The 17,040-nt window shown below is 60.0% G+C and carries 17 protein-coding genes; 7 read left to right on the top strand and 10 right to left on the bottom strand.

Annotation, left to right across the window (positions count from 1 at the left end; genetic code table 11):
- The 5 genes from ACT7DV_RS01730 to ACT7DV_RS01710 form a co-directional block, all read right to left on the bottom strand.
- Positions 1-495: a tetratricopeptide repeat protein gene (locus tag ACT7DV_RS01730; RefSeq protein ID WP_444660631.1), complete on the bottom strand. Its 495-nt coding sequence runs from the start codon at positions 493-495 to the stop codon at positions 1-3.
- Between the two features lie 103 nt (positions 496-598).
- Complete coding sequence (locus ACT7DV_RS01725) at positions 599-856, bottom strand: hypothetical protein (RefSeq protein WP_444660630.1); 258 nt, start codon at positions 854-856, stop codon at positions 599-601.
- Positions 857-890: 34 nt separating this feature from the next.
- Positions 891-1,577, bottom strand: coding sequence for a deoxyribose-phosphate aldolase (deoC, locus tag ACT7DV_RS01720; protein WP_444660629.1), 687 nt, complete (start codon positions 1,575-1,577; stop codon positions 891-893).
- A gap of 59 nt (positions 1,578-1,636) precedes the next feature.
- On the bottom strand, positions 1,637-3,367 hold the full coding sequence (locus ACT7DV_RS01715; protein WP_444660628.1) for a phospho-sugar mutase: 1,731 nt from the start codon (positions 3,365-3,367) through the stop codon (positions 1,637-1,639).
- Between the two features lie 53 nt (positions 3,368-3,420).
- A complete protein-coding gene (locus tag ACT7DV_RS01710; protein ID WP_060700899.1) occupies positions 3,421-4,221 on the bottom strand; it encodes a purine-nucleoside phosphorylase in 801 nt (266 codons plus the stop codon).
- Positions 4,222-4,344: 123 nt separating this feature from the next.
- On the opposite strand from ACT7DV_RS01710, the gene ACT7DV_RS01705 reads away from it, so the two are divergent.
- The 4 genes from ACT7DV_RS01705 (at position 4,345) to ACT7DV_RS01690 (ending at position 8,848) form a co-directional block, all read left to right on the top strand.
- Positions 4,345-5,757, top strand: a complete 1,413-nt coding sequence (locus ACT7DV_RS01705; protein WP_444664755.1) for an NAD(P)H-quinone dehydrogenase — start codon at positions 4,345-4,347, stop codon at positions 5,755-5,757.
- A 333-nt stretch (positions 5,758-6,090) separates the two neighbouring features.
- The gene (locus ACT7DV_RS01700) at positions 6,091-7,479 is read left to right on the top strand and encodes an MFS transporter (protein ID WP_444660627.1); all 1,389 of its coding nucleotides are present in this window, start codon (positions 6,091-6,093) and stop codon (positions 7,477-7,479) included.
- 130 nt (positions 7,480-7,609) lie between these two features.
- Entirely contained in the window at positions 7,610-8,350 is a 741-nt protein-coding gene (locus ACT7DV_RS01695) for an SDR family oxidoreductase (RefSeq protein ID WP_444660626.1), read from the top strand.
- A gap of 42 nt (positions 8,351-8,392) precedes the next feature.
- Positions 8,393-8,848 (top strand): DUF6176 family protein, encoded by a 456-nt coding sequence (locus ACT7DV_RS01690; RefSeq protein WP_444660625.1) that lies wholly within the window; start codon positions 8,393-8,395, stop codon positions 8,846-8,848.
- Between the two features lie 86 nt (positions 8,849-8,934).
- On the opposite strand, the gene ACT7DV_RS01685 is transcribed toward ACT7DV_RS01690, so the two are convergent.
- Entirely contained in the window at positions 8,935-10,716 is a 1,782-nt protein-coding gene (locus ACT7DV_RS01685; protein WP_444664753.1) for an acetyl/propionyl/methylcrotonyl-CoA carboxylase subunit alpha, read from the bottom strand.
- A gap of 215 nt (positions 10,717-10,931) precedes the next feature.
- On the opposite strand from ACT7DV_RS01685, the gene ACT7DV_RS01680 reads away from it, so the two are divergent.
- Entirely contained in the window at positions 10,932-11,141 is a 210-nt protein-coding gene (locus ACT7DV_RS01680) for a hypothetical protein (RefSeq protein WP_444660624.1), read from the top strand.
- Complete coding sequence (locus tag ACT7DV_RS01675) at positions 11,138-11,356, top strand: hypothetical protein (RefSeq protein ID WP_444660623.1); 219 nt, start codon at positions 11,138-11,140, stop codon at positions 11,354-11,356. Before ACT7DV_RS01680 ends, ACT7DV_RS01675 begins: the two co-directional genes overlap by 4 nt.
- A gap of 3 nt (positions 11,357-11,359) precedes the next feature.
- On the opposite strand, the gene ACT7DV_RS01670 is transcribed toward ACT7DV_RS01675, so the two are convergent.
- Positions 11,360-11,878 carry a CGNR zinc finger domain-containing protein gene (locus tag ACT7DV_RS01670; RefSeq protein ID WP_444660622.1) on the bottom strand — a complete coding sequence of 173 codons (519 nt, stop codon included), beginning with the start codon at positions 11,876-11,878 and terminating at the stop codon, positions 11,360-11,362.
- A gap of 25 nt (positions 11,879-11,903) precedes the next feature.
- On the opposite strand from ACT7DV_RS01670, the gene ACT7DV_RS01665 reads away from it, so the two are divergent.
- On the top strand, positions 11,904-12,107 hold the full coding sequence (locus ACT7DV_RS01665; protein ID WP_444660621.1) for a hypothetical protein: 204 nt from the start codon (positions 11,904-11,906) through the stop codon (positions 12,105-12,107).
- A 30-nt stretch (positions 12,108-12,137) separates the two neighbouring features.
- Here ACT7DV_RS01665 and ACT7DV_RS01660 read toward each other — a convergent pair whose 3' ends face one another.
- From ACT7DV_RS01660 to ACT7DV_RS01650, 3 genes are read right to left on the bottom strand one after another with little or no spacing between them, the layout of a single operon-like run.
- Positions 12,138-12,779, bottom strand: coding sequence for a Maf family protein (locus ACT7DV_RS01660; RefSeq protein ID WP_444660620.1), 642 nt, complete (start codon positions 12,777-12,779; stop codon positions 12,138-12,140).
- Positions 12,776-16,279, bottom strand: coding sequence for an MMPL family transporter (locus ACT7DV_RS01655; protein WP_444660619.1), 3,504 nt, complete (start codon positions 16,277-16,279; stop codon positions 12,776-12,778). Before ACT7DV_RS01655 ends, ACT7DV_RS01660 begins: the two co-directional genes overlap by 4 nt.
- A 4-nt stretch (positions 16,280-16,283) precedes the next feature.
- Positions 16,284-16,961 (bottom strand): TetR/AcrR family transcriptional regulator, encoded by a 678-nt coding sequence (locus ACT7DV_RS01650; RefSeq protein WP_444660618.1) that lies wholly within the window; start codon positions 16,959-16,961, stop codon positions 16,284-16,286.
- Positions 16,962-17,040 lie beyond the last annotated feature (79 nt).

Raw genomic sequence — 17,040 nt, 5'->3', positions numbered from 1 at the left:
CTAGCGCTGTGCTGCGCCCGGGACGGCAAGGTCCTGGGCGTAGGCAGCCAGTGCCCGGCCATAGAGCCGGGCATGTGGCGCCAGCGCGGTGATGGCAATGCGCACCGCTTCGGCGCTGCGGCCGGCATCCAGCAGGGCCAAAGCCAAAAACCCCTGGGCATCTGCATGAAGAAGCGAGGACGGCGGAATCTGTCCCAGCAAGGCCATGGCCTGCCCTGGCTGTCCCAAATTGCGCAGGGTGCTTGCCAGCTGGATGAGCGCTTCTTCCTGCTTCTGACCGCCTAGCCCGGCCTGCAAGGCCTGCTGATAAGGCAGAACCGCCTGTTCTTCTTCGCCCAGGAAGTCATGCAGTGAAGCAATTTCAAAGAGCACCCGCGGATCCGCGGGGTCACGGCCTTGGAGCAGCTCCCCAAGCTCTTCACGAAGCTGTTCCGCGCTTTTCCCCGCACTTGTATTCCAGTAGGCTTCCACCCGTTGTTCCCACGTTTCACTCATGAGCCCAGTTTATGCGGGCTATGGCCCGGGCAGGGAACGCGGTTAAACAGGAAAGGCTGCCAGGCCCAGAGGGCCCGACAACCTTTCTCGAGAAGCCTAAAAGCTACTTCTGGCTTGCAGTGCTGGCTGCAACCAGGTCCTCGGACTTTTCCGAGCGGCCCATCAGGTGCATCGGAATGGCAAAGGCCAGGAACATCAGCGCGAAGCCCACCAGAGTTGGCAACCAGGCGTTGTCCAGTTCCCAGTAGCCCAGCGTGTAGATGCCAGCAGCGAAGATCACGAAGAAGATCACAAAGTTGATGATGTTGCCGACAAGGCGGCCTTCACCGGAATGGGCAGTGTTCTTGCCGTTCGAGTACACTTTTTCTCCTTGGGAAACAGATAGGGGCGATGTCCTAGTAGCTGGAACCGCTTTGCTCTCCTTCTAGGATAGCAACTCCTGAGCTGGATCCCAGTCGGGTAGCGCCGGCGGCAATCATGGCACGAGCGGTCTCCACGCTGCGCACTCCGCCGGAAGCCTTGACACCCAATTCCGGGCCAACGACGCGGCGCATCAAAGCCACGTCTTCAACAGTGGCTCCGCCGGTGGAGAAACCGGTGGAGGTCTTCACGAAATCAGCACCCGCGGCCTTGGCGGCTTCGCAGGCCAGCACCTTGGCTTCTTCGGTGAGCAGGCAGGTTTCGATGATGACCTTCAAGATGGCCCCGCCTTCGTGGGCGGCTTGGGCAATGGCGAAGATCTCGTTGACCAGGGCATCACGATCTCCGCGTAATGCTGCGGCGATATCGATGACCATATCGATTTCGTTGGCGCCATCGGCCACCGCATGATTGGTTTCAAAGACCTTGGTGTCCGTAGCGGAGGTGCCCAGCGGGAATCCGATCACCGAGCAGGTCAGGACATCTGTGCCTTCCAGCTCGCGAGCCACGGTGGAAACCCACAGCGGATTCACGCAGACCGACTTGAATTTGTACTTCTTGGCTTCATCGCAGATTTGGACAATCTGTTCCCGCGAAGCGTTTGGCGCCAGCAGGGTGTGATCTATGTAGCCAGCGATTTCGCGGGCGGTAAGTTCAGTCATCTTTTCCTCTAACAATTAAGATCTCAAGCAATTCAAATGAAAGTCTCGAAAGGGCAAGCCTAGTTGGCATTCAGGTAGGCTGCCAATTCCTTCTTGATGGATTGGATCTGTTCGGTGGCTCGATGGCGGGCCGCCGGTACGCCGTGAATGTCGTCAACCGGTTCAATGGTTTCCAAGTAGCACTTGAGTTTTGGCTCGGTGCCTGATGGGCGAACGATCACGCGTGCACCTGAGAAGGTATGCAAAATAATGGCGTTGGTGGCCGGGAGCTTCTCGGTGCCCGCAGACAGGTCGGTGACCTCGGAAACCTCGGAACCGCCCAATGACGCGGGGGCCTGATGGCGGAATCGATCCATCAGTACAGGGATCTGGGCCAGATCGGTGAAGCGAAGCGATAGCTGATCGGTCACGTGCACTCCGTGCCTTGCCGCCAACTCGTCAAGGCGGCCGGCCAGCGAAGTGCCTGCTGCCTTGAGCTGGGATGCCAAATCGGCCAAGACGATTCCTGTGGAAATCCCGTCCTTATCTCGGACCAAGTCGGGGGCGACGCAGTAGCCCAGGGCCTCTTCGTAGCCGAAGCCCAAGTCCTCTACTCGCGAAATCCATTTGAAACCGGTCAGGGTTTCTTCGTGCTCGCGCCCTGCATCTTTGGCGATGGCCGCCAGCATGCGCGAGGAAACGATCGAATTGGCAAGCTTCTTGCCTTCCGGCAAGCTCTTGGTAATCTGGTCGCCAAGCAGCCATCCCACTTCGTCGCCGCGCAGCATCCGCCACGATCCGCCGTCAAGAATTGCGGCGGCGCAGCGGTCGGCATCCGGGTCATTGGCGATGACCAGATCCGCGTCGACCGTGCGCGCCAACTGGAGCGACAAGTCGATGGCTCCGGGTTCTTCCGGGTTGGGGAAGGCCACGGTGGGGAAGAGCGGATCTGGCTGTTCCTGCTCGGCAACCATGTGGATGTCGTTGAATCCGGCATTGAGCAGTGCCTGCTTCATGGTGTGCCCGCCCACTCCGTGCATGGCCGAGACGACAACGCGCAGCTTCTTGCGGGGGTCCTCTTCGCTCTTTGGCGCGGCGATCACCGGGTTGATGGCTGCAAGGTAGGCAGCTTCGATGTCCCCTGCCGTGCCGAGGGCAGGAAGAACTTCCCAGCCGGAGGCTGCGCGCTCGATCTGGGCTATCGGTTGCCGATGATCGATGAGGCCGGCGATCTGCGCGTCGATAGGCGAGACGATCTGCGCTCCACGTCCCGAGTCATTGGTGATTCGTCCGCCCACGTAGACCTTGTACCCGTTATCGCGGGGAGGGTTGTGGCTGGCTGTGACCATCACCCCTGCTTCGGCAGAGAATTCGCGCACGGCCCAAGCCAGCACCGGGGTGGGCAATGGCGAAGGCATCAGCAGCACGTCAAATCCTGCCGCGGTGAAAACTTCTGCGGAGTCCTGGGCGAAGATATCCGAGTTGAAGCGCGCGTCAAAGCCAATGACCACCTTGGGGGTGTACTGGCCGGCGGCCTTCTCGCTGAGGAAACGGGCGATGCCCGCTGCGGTGCGCATGACCACAACCCGGTTCATGCGCATCGGGCCAGCTCCGAGTTCGGCGCGCAAGCCCGCCGTACCGAACTCGAGCACACCACTGAACCGGTCGGCGATGTCATCAAAAGCCCGGGCGTCGCCCTGGGTGACACGCTCGATGAGCTGTTGCAGCTCGGCCTGGGTTTCCGGATCCGGATCCTGGGCTGCCCATTTGCCAGCTGCATCGAGGAGCTGGATCTTTTGTGTGTGATTCACAGTTTTTCCTTTGGAGAAGAACGCCGGCTATTCCCGGTGCTGCGCGGTGCCGCTTAGAGCTTGGCGATGATTTGTGCGAGCAGCTGGGAAATGCGCGGACCAGCGGCCTGGCCGGCTTCGATGACTTCTTCGTGGCTCAGCGGTACCGGGCTAATGCCAGCTGCCAGATTGGTCACCAAGGACATGCCGAAGATCTCCATGCCTGCGTGGCGCGCGGCAATGGCCTCCAACGCGGTGGACATGCCAACCAGATCGGCGCCGATGGTCTTGGCGTACTGGACCTCGGCAGGGGTTTCATAATGCGGTCCGGTGAACTGGGCGTAGACGCCCTCGTCAAGGCTCGAGTCCACCTCCCGGGCGATCTCGCGGATGCGCGAGGAGTAGAGATCGGTCAGGTCAACGAAGGTGGCGCCTTCCAATGGGGAAGTGGCCGTGAGGTTGATGTGATCCGAGATCATGACCGGGGTGCCCGGAGCCCAGTTCTCGTTCAAGCCGCCGCAACCGTTGGTCAGCACCAGCTGCTGGCAGCCGGTAGCCGCCGCGGTGCGGATCGGGTGGACCACAGCGCGCACGCCGCGGCCTTCGTAGTAGTGGGTCCGCGCGCCGAGGACCAGCACGCGCTTGCCGGTGGCGGTCAGGATCGAGGAAATGCTGCCTTTGTGGCCAGGTACGGCCGGGGCGTGGAAGCCGGGGATGGTGGCGGCATCCAGGGTGTGGGTGGTCTCGCCGATCAGTTCGGCGGCCTGGCCCCATCCGGAGCCCAGCACGAGCGCAATATCGTGTTTCTCGACGTTGGTCTGCTCGGCAATTGCCTGTGCAGCTTGTGCGGCTAGGGCCTGTGGGTCATTTTGCATATCAGTCACGGGCAATACGCTACCGGTAGCGGGGCTCTTTGTCAGGTGAAGCTAGTGCTTCAGAATCAATATCACGTCCAGCAAAGGGCTTTCGATGTGCGCATTGAACCGACATGGTGAACAATAGAATTTGTGAGCGCAGATCGTACGAATGAAGCAACCCGTTTAGTTATTCTCGGTGGCGGACCTGGTGGCTATGAAGCTGCCATGGGCGCAGCCCAATTGGGCGCAAATGTCACCGTGGTAGAGCGTGCCGGCATGGGCGGTTCAGCTGTGCTGACCGATGTCGTGCCGTCCAAGACCCTGATTGCCACCGCCGACGCTGTGCGCCGCGTGAAGCAGGCCGAGGCCTTTGGCGTCCATGTTGATGGGCTGGACTCGGCAGTGACCGACTTCTCCGTCGTCAACCACCGCCTGCTGGACCTTGCCAAGGAGCAGTCCTCGGATATCCGCACCGGCCTGGAGCGCAATGGCGTTCGCATCGTCATCGGCGAAGGCCGCCTGCTCGACCAGAATACCGTGGCTGTTTCGCACCCGGACGGCTCGGAGCAGACCATTGATGCTGACGCCATCCTGGTTGCGGTTGGCGCCCACCCGCGCGAGCTGTCCACTGCCAAGCCTGACGGCGAACGCATTTTCAACTGGACCCAGATCTACAACATGAACGAGGTGCCAGAGCACCTGATCGTTGTCGGTTCCGGTGTTACCGGTGCCGAGTTCGCCTCGGCCTACAACCTGCTCGGCGCCAAGGTCACCCTGGTCTCCTCGCGCGACCGCGTGCTGCCTGGCGAGGATGCCGACGCGGCTGGCGTGCTGGAAGACGCGTTCAAGGAAAACGGCGTCAACGTTGTATCCCAGGCTCGCGCGGATGGCGTGGAGCGCAAGGGCGACAAGGTTTTCGTAACCCTGGCTGACGGGCGCGTGCTGGAAGGAAGCCACTGCCTGGTAGCGGTCGGCGGCATCCCGAACACCGCAAATCTCGGCTTGGAAGAAGCTGGCGTGCAGCTTACCGAGTCCGGGCATATCAAGGTCGATGGTGTTTCACGCACTACCGCCACCAACATCTACGCCACCGGTGACTGCACCGGCGTCTTTGCACTGGCCTCTGTAGCCGCGATGCAGGGCCGCATTGCCGTAGCCCACCTGCTCGGTGACTCGGTCAAGCCCTTGAACCTCGACCTGGTGGCGTCCAACGTTTTCACGTCTCCTGAAATCGCAACCGTTGGCGTGACCCAGCGTGCGGTAGCAGAAGGCAAGTACCAGGCGAATATCATCAAGGTTGATTTGAATGCCAACGCCCGCGCAAAGATGATGAACGTGGAGCACGGCTTCGTGAAGATCGTTTCGCGCAAGGGCTCGGGCACCGTTATTGGCGGCGTGGTAGTAGCTCCACGAGCCAGTGAACTGATCTACTCCCTGGCCCTCGCGGTCCAGAACGGCCTGCACGTGGATGATGTGGCTGAAACCTTCACCGTGTACCCATCGCTGTCTGGCTCATTGGCAGAGGCGGCGCGCCGCCTGCACCGTCACAGCTAATCACCCCTTTCAGCAACGGCGGCATCTGGCGTTTTCACGCCAGATGCCGCCGTTGCTGTATTAACTGCGCATTGCTGGGATATTGTGATGCCATTCACATTCGGCCCGCTATTTGGTATAAGTTGAATTCCCGTTCAAGCTCATGACGTCTCATTATGTGAACGCTTAATTTCCCGCTAGTTAGTTGGGGAATGCCGTGCTGGCAATCACCAATGGACCCCTTGGCGTCCAAATAGTGGACATCAATATCCGAATACTGGTCATTGAGGTTTAAGATTGTGACATTCGTAAATGAACGACTCACTCGTACTTCCACCCTAAGGAGCAGCCTCAATGTCGCAGGCTAACCAGACGGTGGTGCCAAAGGAGAACTCACGCGGACGCGTGCTGTTTGCCAGCATGATTGGCACTACGGTCGAATTCTTCGATTTCTACGCCTACGCCACCGCGTCGGTGCTCGTGTTCCCGGCGCTGTTCTTCCCGAACGCCACCGCCATCAACGCGATCCTCTCCTCGTTTGCGATCTTCGGTGTCGCTTTCGTCGCCCGCCCGCTTGGCTCGATTATCTTCGGCCACTACGGCGACAAGCTGGGACGCAAGGGAACCCTGGTTGCATCGCTGCTGCTGATGGGTATTGCCACCTTCCTCATCGGCTTCCTGCCACCTGCGGCCGGCAGCTGGACGGTGCTGGCCCCGACGGCTCTGGTGCTCCTGCGCTTCGCCCAGGGCCTGGCGCTGGGCGGCGAATGGTCCGGAGCCGCGCTGCTGGCTACCGAGAACGCCCCGAAGAACAAGCGTGCCATCTACGGCACCTTCCCGCAGCTGGGAGCTCCGATTGGCTTCATCATTGCCAACCTGATGTTCGTTGCGCTGCAAACCTGGAGCACCCCAGAACAGTTCCAGGCATGGGGCTGGCGCATTCCATTCTTCTTCTCCGCGGTGATGGTGATCATCGGCCTGTGGGTCCGCCTGAAGCTGGTTGAATCCGCGTCCTTCCAGAAGGTCCTGGATCAGAAGAAGGTCGTCAAGTCGCCATTCGCGGTCACCATGAAGAAGCACTGGCGGCCAACCTTAGCTGGTACCTTCATCATGCTGGCAACCTACGTATTGTTCTACCTGATGACCTCCTTCACCCTGACCTACGGCACCCAGCCTGCCAGCATCGAGCAGGCCACCGCCGCAGCGGAGGCAAAGGGCAAGGCTTTCGACGCCGCCGGGTTCGTTCCAGGCCTGGGCATTGAACGCCCGACCTTCTTGACCATGCTGATCATCGGCGTAGTCTTCTTCGGCATCTTCACCGTGGTTTCCGGTCCGTTGGCCGAGAAGTTCGGACGCCGCAAGTTCCTGATCTGGGTTTCGGCCGGCATCTTGGTCTTCGGCCTGGCTTGGACCCTGTTCTTCGGACCAGGACAGGCTGCCGCCATGGCAGGTCTGATCATCGGCTTCACCCTGATGGGGCTGACCTTCGGGCCGATGGCTGCCTACCTTCCAGAGCTGTTCCCATCGAACGTGCGCTACACGGGGTCGGCTGTGGCCTACAACTTGTCCTCGGTGATCGGTGCGGCTCCTGCCTCCTTCGTCGCAGTGGCCCTGTGGAAGGCCGGAGACGGCAACACCATGGGCGTAGGAATCTACCTGGCCCTGGGTGCCGCGCTGACTTTGGTCGCGCTGTTCCTGACTCGCGACACCTCGGATGTCGACTTGGAAGAGTACATCGAGTAAAAAGATTGCGCATTGACTTGGGCAAGGCCTGGCAGATCATCAGATGATCTGCCAGGCCTTGTCCTATTGCATCTAAAAATTAGTGTGCAATTATGGGCGGGTAAGCCGAATCTTTCGAAAGGGAGCAATCATGCGCGTTGCAGTTGCAGGAGGAACCGGGGTTCTCGGCCGGCAAGTCGTGGAAAAGCTCGCCGCCCTGGGCCATGAGCCGGTGGTGCTCGCACGGTCAGCAGGCTGCGATTTGACCAACTACCACTCGGTGAAGCAGTGGCTGGTCGACTGCGAAGCGGTCATTGACGTCTCTGGCTCTTCGACTACAAGTGCCTCCGCATCAATGCGCTATTTCACGCAGTCCACCGCGAACCTCATACGTGTCGGGCGCGAGGCTGGCGTGCAAAACCACGTGGCGCTCTCGATCGTGGGCGCTGCGCAGATCGACTCTGGATACTATGCCGGCAAGGCGGCGCAAGAGCGCATGCTGGAGATCCTCGAAGGCGGCTACACGATCTTGCGCGCCACCCAATTCCACGAATTCGTGGGACAGAATATCGACCGGCTAGGCGCAGGACCGGTGCAGATGGCCCCGAAAATGAGCCTGCAGCCGATCGCAGGTGCCGAAGTTGCGGCCGCCCTGATTGAACTGGCCCTCGCGCCGGCCCAGGGAGTGGTACAGGACCTTGCCGGTCCGAAGAAAGAAGAAATGCCAGAGCTTTTTGCCCAGTATCTGAAACACCAGGGGAAAAACTCGAGGATCATTGAAGTTCCGATTCCCGGAGCCATGGGCAAGGCGATGCGTAATGGCGGAATCCTTCCAGATAGCTCCGCTCGTCTCGGGCAAGAAACTTTCACTGATTGGCTTGCTCGCCAGTAGCTTTCACCGGCGGAAAATCCCAGGAGCAGAAAGGACCAGGCCATGAAAGAGGACCAGCCCAGCATCGAATTTACTCCGACGCCACGAGGCTTCCCGGGATTTTCCATGCCTTCCTCGGTGCCGCCGGGAATGCGCTTGGAATTGAGCCGCTCACGGATTCTCGACGGACATGACGAGACGTTCCGAGCATGGATGAATACCCTGAATGAGCGCTACGAGGAGTGCGAGGCCACCTTGTCCGAGCAGCGTGCAGCGTTCGAGGCCACGTTCCGCCATGTTGAGGCCGATGGCACCGTGTGGATCTATCATTTGAGCTTGGTGGGGGAGAACGGCGGCGGACTGAATGAACAACGGGAAATTGATGCTGTTCACCAGGGCTATGCGAGGAAGGCAAAGATGCCAGGGTGGGAAGAACTCGAGCCGAAATTCTTGCTAATGCCAGACCATCTAAGAACTTCCATGGAGCATTGGACCCGGCACGGAAGAATCGCCGAATGAGCGGCGCACCGTAGCGCACAAAAAAGCTGCGGGTTGCTCCCCGTGCAAATGCACTGGGAGCAACCCGCAGCTTTTGGTGAAGGCCTCTAGCTGGCGTCGTCGATCGTGGCGATCACAGCGCCCGAGGACAGGGTCTCGCCGGCAGCTACTGCCAATCCGTTGACCACGCCATCGCGGTGGGCGGTGATTGGCTGTTCCATCTTCATGGCTTCCAGCACGACAATCAGGTCGCCCTCGGCAACTTCAGTGCCGTTTTCCACGGCCACCTTGACGATGGTTCCCTGCATTGGCGAGCGCAGCTCGGCGCTGTTGGCGCTGGAGCTTGCAGCAGCCTTGCGGCTGGATTTGCGCTTCTTCTTGCCCGCAGCGCGTTCCGCTCCATTGGAGGATATCGAGCCCAGGGACGACGGCAGGGTCACTTCCAAGCGCTTGCCATCAACCTCAACGGTGACGCTGGTGCGCTCGTTGTCCTCGGCCTCAGCCTCTGCCCCTGGCATGGGGTGAGGTTCAATGGCGGTATTGAATTCGGTTTCGATCCAGCGGGTGTGCACCTTGAAAGGGCCCTCGGCAGGAACAAAAGCCGGGTCGCTCATCACGGCCCGGTGGAATGGCAGAACGGTGGCCATGCCTTCGATCTGGAATTCTTCCAGCGCGCGACGGGCACGCGCGGCAGCGACCTCGCGGGTGCTGCCGGTAACGATCAGTTTGGAAATCATCGAGTCGAAGTTCCCCGAGACGCTTTCGCCCTGCTCGATCCCGGAGTCAACTCGAACGCCTGGACCGGAAGGCAGATTCATCTTGGTGATGGTCCCCGGGGTCGGCATGAAGTTGCGACCGGCATCCTCGCCGTTGATGCGGAATTCGAAGGAGTGGCCGCGAACTTCTGGGTCAGTGTAGCCGAGCTCTTCGCCACGGGCGATGCGGAACTGCTCGCGGACCAAATCCAGCCCGGTGACCTCCTCGGACACCGGGTGCTCCACCTGCAGGCGGGTGTTGACCTCAAGGAAGGAAATCACGCCGTCCTGGCCGACCAGGAACTCGCAGGTGCCAGCGCCGGTGTACTTGGCTTCACGCAGGATCGCCTTGGATGCCTCGTAGAGGCGGGTGATCTGCTCTTCGCTCAAGAATGGCGCTGGTGCTTCTTCAACCAGCTTCTGGTTGCGGCGCTGCAGCGAGCAGTCGCGGGTGGAGACGACCACGACATTGCCGTGCGCGTCCGCCAGGCACTGGGTTTCCACGTGGCGTGGTGCATCCAGGAAGCGTTCGATGAAGCATTCGCCGCGGCCGAAGGCTGCCACTGCTTCGCGAACGGCCGAGTCGTAGAGCTCGCCGATTTCTTCGCGGTTGCGAACGACCTTGATGCCGCGCCCGCCGCCACCGTAGGCAGCCTTGATGGCCAATGGCAGGCCATGCTCATCGGCGAAGGCATAGACCTCATCTGCCGAAGCCACCGGATCCTTGGTTCCAGGGACCAGGGGAGCGCCAACCTTTTCGGCAATATGGCGGGCCTTGACCTTGTCGCCAAGCTGGTCGATGGACTGTGGCGATGGGCCGATCCAGGTCAGGCCAGCGTCAATCACGGCCTGGGCGAATTCGGCGTTTTCCGAGAGGAAGCCGTAGCCCGGGTGGATAGCGTCTGCGCCGGAGCGTTCTGCGGCATCCAGGATTTTCTCAATGCGAAGGTACGACTCGGCGGCGGTGGTGCCTCCCAGTGCGTAGGCTTCGTCAGCCAAACGCACATGCAGTGCATCGCGGTCGGAGTCAGCGTAGACCGCTACGGACTCGATTCCTTCATCGCGTGCGGCACGGATAATGCGCACTGCAATCTCGCCGCGGTTGGCGATTAGCACCTTCGTCAATGGATTCATCATGAACCTTGTCTTCAAAAATAGGGTTTCTCACCTAGGAGCCTATCGTTTTTGTGGGAACTATATGTAGTTAAGCGGTCAAACCCGGGTGTTTGCCGGAAAAGTTTGGAGGAATCCTACAAAATATCTGCGTCGATCTTCCACGGCTGCCAGCTCTCGCGCGAATGCATCCTCTGGATTAGGGTGGGAGCACGCCTCCAGTAAAGGACCTGCAAGTGAAACGTCGAATACTCATGGCCGTACCGCTCATCGTCGGCGGATTGCTGCCAATCGCCGCTTGTTCCCAGACCTTGGGCATTCCTGCCGTGGATAGGCCGGCCGGTGAAGCCGATCAATGGCCTGGTGCTGATGAGCAGCTGGAAGGCCTGGATGCCGGGTCGGTGCGGCTGCTTTTTCTCAAGGCAGTGCCGATTACTTTGCTGTGACGTCGGCCGATCAGCTGACCGCTTGCCTGTATAAGTTCGGCGAGAATTCCAGCCCAGGGAGCATAGGCGGTTGCGGCGCAACCGGCGGCTTCGATGTCATTGTTGAGGTGAGCACGCCGAAGACCAATATGATGCTGGTGCGCTCGGGTGCGGATACCGCTGAACTGGAACAAGCAGGCTGGATGCGTATCCATGAAAACATCGTGGTTTCCTGAAAGCTAGTGCTGCCTATTTCGATGCCGTCGCACCGCGGCCCTGTTGGCGCAACGCACTGAGCAGTAGCGCTGGCGGCCGTTGCGAGTCACGTCCACCACCACTTGGGTGCAGGGTTCCGCCTCGCATCGACGCAGCCGCTGCATGCCGCGGGTGGTCAGATGCAAGGCCGTGCCCACGGCGATGACTGATCGCAGAACCTGCGGCAAGCTCTGCCCGTCATCGCGATAATGCAGATGCCAGCCTTCACCGTCGTGATCCACCATGCGTGGGTATGCCGAGGCGCGGGCCATCTGCCGGTTCAGCAGTTCGGCACGCTGCTCGTCCGTTGGCGCGTCCACGATGCGCAGCCAGTCATCGATCACCTCTCGGGTTTCGCCATGGTCGTTGCGCCGTTCGGGAAAAGGCATGGTCATGCCCACGTCCCTGGTGCGTTGCTCAATCTCATCGCGATCGCCAGGCCAATTATTGGCCAAGGATGCAGCGAGGAGCACCGCATATTCTCCGTAAGGGTTGAGTTGCATAAGGACATTACATCATGCTGATTTCATGACCACGACAAAATGCATTTCCATGACCGGGCAGACGGTTTTATCCGGCGAACATGAACACAGCTGGGAAATCCAATCAAGCCACAACACCTCGACCGGAATCGTCCACTATCTGCAGTGCCGGCAGTGCAAAACCCACCAGATGCGCCAGCTTGGCTTCAGCCAGGAGGCAACTTTGTCCAGCAAAGAAGTGCGCGCCTAGGAACTAGGTTCCCAGGCGCGCTACCAGCGGCTATTTCCAGAGGTCCACGATGCTGACTCCGGCCTGGGCCAGCAGGCTGCGAAGAACAAAAACGTCCAGGCCCACGACGTTCTGGAAGTTGCCTTCAATGGACTCGATGAAGGCGGCAGCCAGGCCATCGATGGTAAATGCCCCGGCGCAGGGCAACGGCTCCCCGCTGGCGACGTAGGCCTCGATCTCGGCATCGCTGACAGTGGAGAAATGAACCACGGTGGAGGAGACCTGGCCTCGTGCCTGTTCCAGATTGGCCGTGTCAATCAGCCAATGTCCCGAATGCAGCACGCCGGTCGAGCCGCTCAATTGCTGCCAGCGTTCGCGGGCCACCTGCTCGGTATGCGGTTTGCCGTAGGCGACGCCATCGAGCTCGAAGACCGAATCGCAACCGAGCACCAACGTCCCAGCAGGATGTCCGGCGTGGGCGACATCTTCTGCCTTGGCACGGGCCAGCAGCTGGGCTGTCTGCGCAGGGGACTGCTGGCCGTGCTGGGCAATGGCCGTGGCCAGCACAGCATCCTCATCTACCGCCGAAACCTGGGTGGAGAATTGCAAGCCCGCGTCGGTGAGCACTTTTTTGCGTCCCCAGGAGGCGGAGGCCAGTACTAAACGGGCGGGAGTCCGGGTCTGCGTGCTCATACGGTGGCGTTCTCCTTGGTGTAATCCTGGTCGTAGTCATCGTCAGAGGCTGATTCCTCGGAATCAAGCAGCTCATTCAACTTCGATCCTTCCACATCAACGTCCGGAAGAATCCTATCCAGCCACTTGGGCAGGTACCAGGCCTTGTCTCCCAGCAGATGCATCACTGCCGGGATCAGCGTCATGCGGATGATGAACGCATCGAAGAGCACGCCGAAGGCCAACGCGAAGCCCAGCGGTCGGATCATGGCCAGGTGCGAGAAGACGAATCCGGCAAAGACCGAAATCATGATCAACGCCGCCGCGGTGACTACCGGGGCTGCCATGGAGAATCCGGAGCGGACCGCATCCTTGGCTGGCTCGCCATGCGCGTAGCGTTCGCGCATCGCCGACACGAGGAATACCTGGTAGTCCATCGCCAGGCCGAAGAGGATGCCGGTGAGCAGGATCGGCAGGAAGCTGAGCAGCGGTCCGGGAACATTGACGTCGAAGAAGCCGGAGAACCAGCCGAATTGGTAAACCATGACGCTGGCGCCGAAGGCTGCTGCCAGGGACAACAGGAAGCCGCCAGTGGCCAGCAAGGGAACGACGATCGAGCGGAAGACCAGCAACAGCAGAATCAGAGACAGGCCAACCACAATGCTCAGATAGGGCACCAGCGCGGCCGTCACCTTCTCGGAGACATCAATCTGGGCAGCAACCTGGCCGGTTACGGCGATGTCTGCTCCGGTGGCCTCGGAGAACTCCGAGTAATCTTCACGCAATTGATGAACCAGGGCTTCGGTCTGTTCCGAGGACGGGCCATCGGTAGGGATGACCTGAATCGCTGACAGCCGGCGGTTCTCGGTCAAGGCGACCGGGATCGCGGCAACCACACCGTCATAGTCGCGAAGCTTGTCTGCGACATCCAGCGCCTTGGATTCAGCTTGGCGCTTGGTCAGGTTTTCGGGCAGATCAGCCAGGACCAGCAGCGGCCCGTTGTAGCCGGCGCCGAACTTGTCGCTGGTCTGTTCGAAGGCCTGGAAAGCCTGCGAGTCCGCAGGTTCCGCGCTGCCATCAGGCAGGGCGGTCCGCATCTGGGTCGCCGGGAGCGCAATGGCTCCAAGAACAATGACCACCAGCAAGGTCACCGGTACAGCCACCTTGGTCACCATGCGCACCCAACGTGCCGAGAATGGTTCCTTGACGACCGGGTTCTCCACTAGAGCCGCAGCCTTGCGGCGGGCGCGCTTGGAAACCAGCCGGCTACCGGCCAGCGACAACAAGGCCGGCAGCAAGGTGATGTTCAACAGCACCGAGCAGAAGACGGTGAAGGCTGCCGAGAGTCCCAGCACGGTCAAGAACGGTAGACCAGGCACAGCCAGCGCAGCCAAGGCGATGATCACGGTCAAGCCGGCAAAAACCACCGCGTTGCCGCTGGTGCCCACGGAGCGAGCGATCGATTCGCCAACATCCATTCCGGCCAGCAACTGGGTGCGGTGACGGTGGATGATGAACAACGCATAGTCGATACCCACGGCCAGGCCGAGCATCAGCGCCAGGGCCGGGGTAATCGAGGCCATGTCGATCAATGATGAGAAGGCCATGGTGGTGCCAACACCTGCTCCCACGCCCAGCAGGGCCAAGAGCAGCGGCAATCCGGCGGCAATCAACGTGCCGAGCATGATCACCAGAACGATAGCGGCGATCACCACGCCAATGATTTCCGATGAGCCAAAGACCTGGGACATGTCCTGCATGATCTCTTTGGAGAAGAGTACTTCGACGCCATTGGCTTGCGGGCCAGCGGCAATGGCCTTGATCTGCTCACGGTCAGCGGGCGTCAGGGCATCGGTTTGAATCTTGAAACTCACTTGCGAGACAGCGGTGCTCTGATCTTCGGAGACAAAACGCATGTCGGAGTTGGCGCCTACCTGGCGCGCAGCAAACTGCAACTCAGCATGTGCAGCTTCCAGGTCCTTCTGGCCTTTCTCGACGTCCTTTTCGGCCTGTTCCAGCTCAGCGGTCTTTTCCTTGATGGTTTTCTCGCCGGTTTCGAGCTTTTCCTTGGCCTTGGCCAAGTCGCCCTTGCCCTTGAGGAATTCGGCCTTCTTCTGATCGAATTCCTTCTGTCCGGCATCCAGCTGTGCTCGTCCGGCATCCAGTTCAGCTTGGCCTTGTGCCAGCTTGGCCTTGTTGGCATCAATCTCCGACTTTGCCTGATCCAGCTGTTTCTTGGCGTCGGCGAGCTGCGTCTTGGCCGCGCTGAGTTTGCTGCTGTTGGCTTTCAGTTCCTTGCGACCGGAATCCACCTGGGCCTGGCCGTCATCAAGTTTCTTGCGCGCAGCATCCAGCTGCTTCAGCCCGGCCTCGCCCTGGGCGATCTTCGCCAGGGCGGCGGTGGCCTGGTCCTTGCCGGCCTGGGCTTTCGACAGTCCAGCTTCGGCGGTGGCCTTGCCCTTTTCCGCTTCGGCCAGCGAGGTCTTGAGCTGGTTCAGGGTTTTGGTGTGCCTGCTTGCAGCTTCCTCATCACCCTCGGCTTCAGCTTTTTCAAGGGCCTGCTCGGTGGACTGGATCTGCGGGCCCAGCGCGGCTATGGCAGATTCTGCCTGGGCGATCGCAGCTTTGGCCTGCGCTATGCCGTCCTCTGCTTCTTCCAGGCCAGTCGTCGCCTTGGCCTTGCCCGAGGAAAGCGAGGACTCGAAGTCCGAGCGAGATGCCCCGCCGAGCAGCTGCTGCATGCCGGACTTGTACTCTTGCTCTCCGTTGGTGATTTCCTTTTGCGCAGCATCAAGCTTTTGCTCACCGGCGTTGTATTGAGCCTGGCCGGAGTCGTAGGTCTTCTTGCCTGACTTGTACTTGGCAAGGCCATCGTTGTACTTGGCTTCGCCGGCTGCCAGCTGCGAGGCGCCCGAGTCAAGCTTCTTCTGGCCGGAATCCAATTGTGCGCGGCTGTCGGCCAGCTGCTTTTCGCCAGCCGCGATTTGCGGCTCGGCATCCTTGATCTTCTTCTCGCCGTCAAAGTACTGCGCCCAACCGTTGGTCAGGTCCTCGCGTCCGTCTTCGAGCTGGACCTTGCCATCGGCAATCTGCTTTTTGGCATAATCGAGTTCCTTCTGGCCATCGACCAGTTTCTTCTCATTCTTGTCGATTTCTGGTTGCGCCTTGTCGAGCTGCTTTTGCAGGTCGAACGGGCTCATTGCATCGACGACCTGGGGATGCATGGAGAGCTGTTCCAGGGATTCGGCGATGGACTTTTGCTGTCCTTCGCTTAATGGCTTGTCGCTGCTCTCGCGGAACACGATCGACCCTGAACCACCGGCCAGATCCGGAAGTTCTTGCTTCATGCGGTCCAGCGTGCGCTGGGTTTCCGTGCCAGGCAGGGTGAACGTATTTGAAAGCTGCCCCATGAACAAGCTGGCACAGACGCCGATGAAGATGAATGCCGCGAGCCACATCGAAATGACGCGCAAACGGTGGCGGTGTGCCCACCGTGCCAGGCGGTAAAGGATTGATGCCATGAGCTTAGATGTCCTTCGAGGTGCTAGTGCAGGTGCTGGTCAGCGGGAAATGGTTGAAGCCTAGTTCCAGGGTGTGCATGGCCTTGGTGACCAGCGTATGGAAGGTGGCAAGGAGTTCCGGCGAGATGTCCATGCTCTGGTTTTGATTGGCTGGGATGTGTTCCATCCATTCATCAAAGGCGGCTTGGCCGGCTCCCAGAAGTGCATGGGTGAGAACCCGGATGGAGAAGCTGTCGGCTTGGGGATATCTGTGCCCAAGCTTCTCAAGAACGTCCATGGTGGCTTGCTGCCACTCGTTCACATTCGCTGTTATGCAGCCATTGGCTTCACTCCCAATGACGTAAGCGCCAAAGTGCGCCACCTGGCCAAGCTGCTGTGTAACTTCATCTGATTTCAGCGCTTGGATGATCGACTCAAGCAGCGGAATTGAATTGGAAGCCATGCCCATGGACTCCACCATGGAGTCGAGCACCTGATGCAGGGGATAGGAATAGATGGCATCCACAGTGGGGAAGTAGTTGAACAGGGTGCGCCGTGAAATCCCCGCGGCGTCGGCGATTTGATTGGCTGTCAGCGCGGATTCGGTGCCTTGGCGCAAAAGCTGCGCAACAGCGTCGACGATCGCCTGTTTTGTCGCCCGTTTATTTTGTTCTCGGCGGGTACCGGTGCTGAGAGAAGTCACATACTTACACTACGTGCAAACTTGCACACTGTGCAAGGTGATGTTTTCTTGTCGACGGGAATTGGCTGGTTCAGTTAAA

The sequence above is a fragment of the Glutamicibacter sp. TV12E genome (assembly GCF_052441935.1).
GTDB lineage: Bacteria > Actinomycetota > Actinomycetes > Actinomycetales > Micrococcaceae > Glutamicibacter.
Note: the sequence above shows the minus strand (reverse complement) of the source record. Positions and strands in the feature narration are given on the sequence as shown.

What these genes read in the sequence shown, in the direction of transcription:
- ACT7DV_RS01665 (WP_444660621.1), top strand. Translation starts at nt 11,904, where the DNA reads ATGACCACGACAAAATGCATTTCCATGACCGGGCAGACGGTTTTATCC.
- ACT7DV_RS01730 (WP_444660631.1), bottom strand. Translation starts at nt 495, where the DNA reads ATGAGTGAAACGTGGGAACAACGGGTGGAAGCCTACTGGAATACAAGT.
- ACT7DV_RS01700 (WP_444660627.1), top strand. Translation starts at nt 6,091, where the DNA reads ATGTCGCAGGCTAACCAGACGGTGGTGCCAAAGGAGAACTCACGCGGA.
- ACT7DV_RS01695 (WP_444660626.1), top strand. Translation starts at nt 7,610, where the DNA reads ATGCGCGTTGCAGTTGCAGGAGGAACCGGGGTTCTCGGCCGGCAAGTC.
- ACT7DV_RS01690 (WP_444660625.1), top strand. Translation starts at nt 8,393, where the DNA reads ATGAAAGAGGACCAGCCCAGCATCGAATTTACTCCGACGCCACGAGGC.
- ACT7DV_RS01685 (WP_444664753.1), bottom strand. Translation starts at nt 10,716, where the DNA reads ATGAATCCATTGACGAAGGTGCTAATCGCCAACCGCGGCGAGATTGCA.
- deoC (WP_444660629.1), bottom strand. Translation starts at nt 1,577, where the DNA reads ATGACTGAACTTACCGCCCGCGAAATCGCTGGCTACATAGATCACACC.
- ACT7DV_RS01655 (WP_444660619.1), bottom strand. Translation starts at nt 16,279, where the DNA reads ATGGCATCAATCCTTTACCGCCTGGCACGGTGGGCACACCGCCACCGT.
- ACT7DV_RS01670 (WP_444660622.1), bottom strand. Translation starts at nt 11,878, where the DNA reads ATGCAACTCAACCCTTACGGAGAATATGCGGTGCTCCTCGCTGCATCC.
- ACT7DV_RS01710 (WP_060700899.1), bottom strand. Translation starts at nt 4,221, where the DNA reads ATGCAAAATGACCCACAGGCCCTAGCCGCACAAGCTGCACAGGCAATT.
- ACT7DV_RS01660 (WP_444660620.1), bottom strand. Translation starts at nt 12,779, where the DNA reads ATGAGCACGCAGACCCGGACTCCCGCCCGTTTAGTACTGGCCTCCGCC.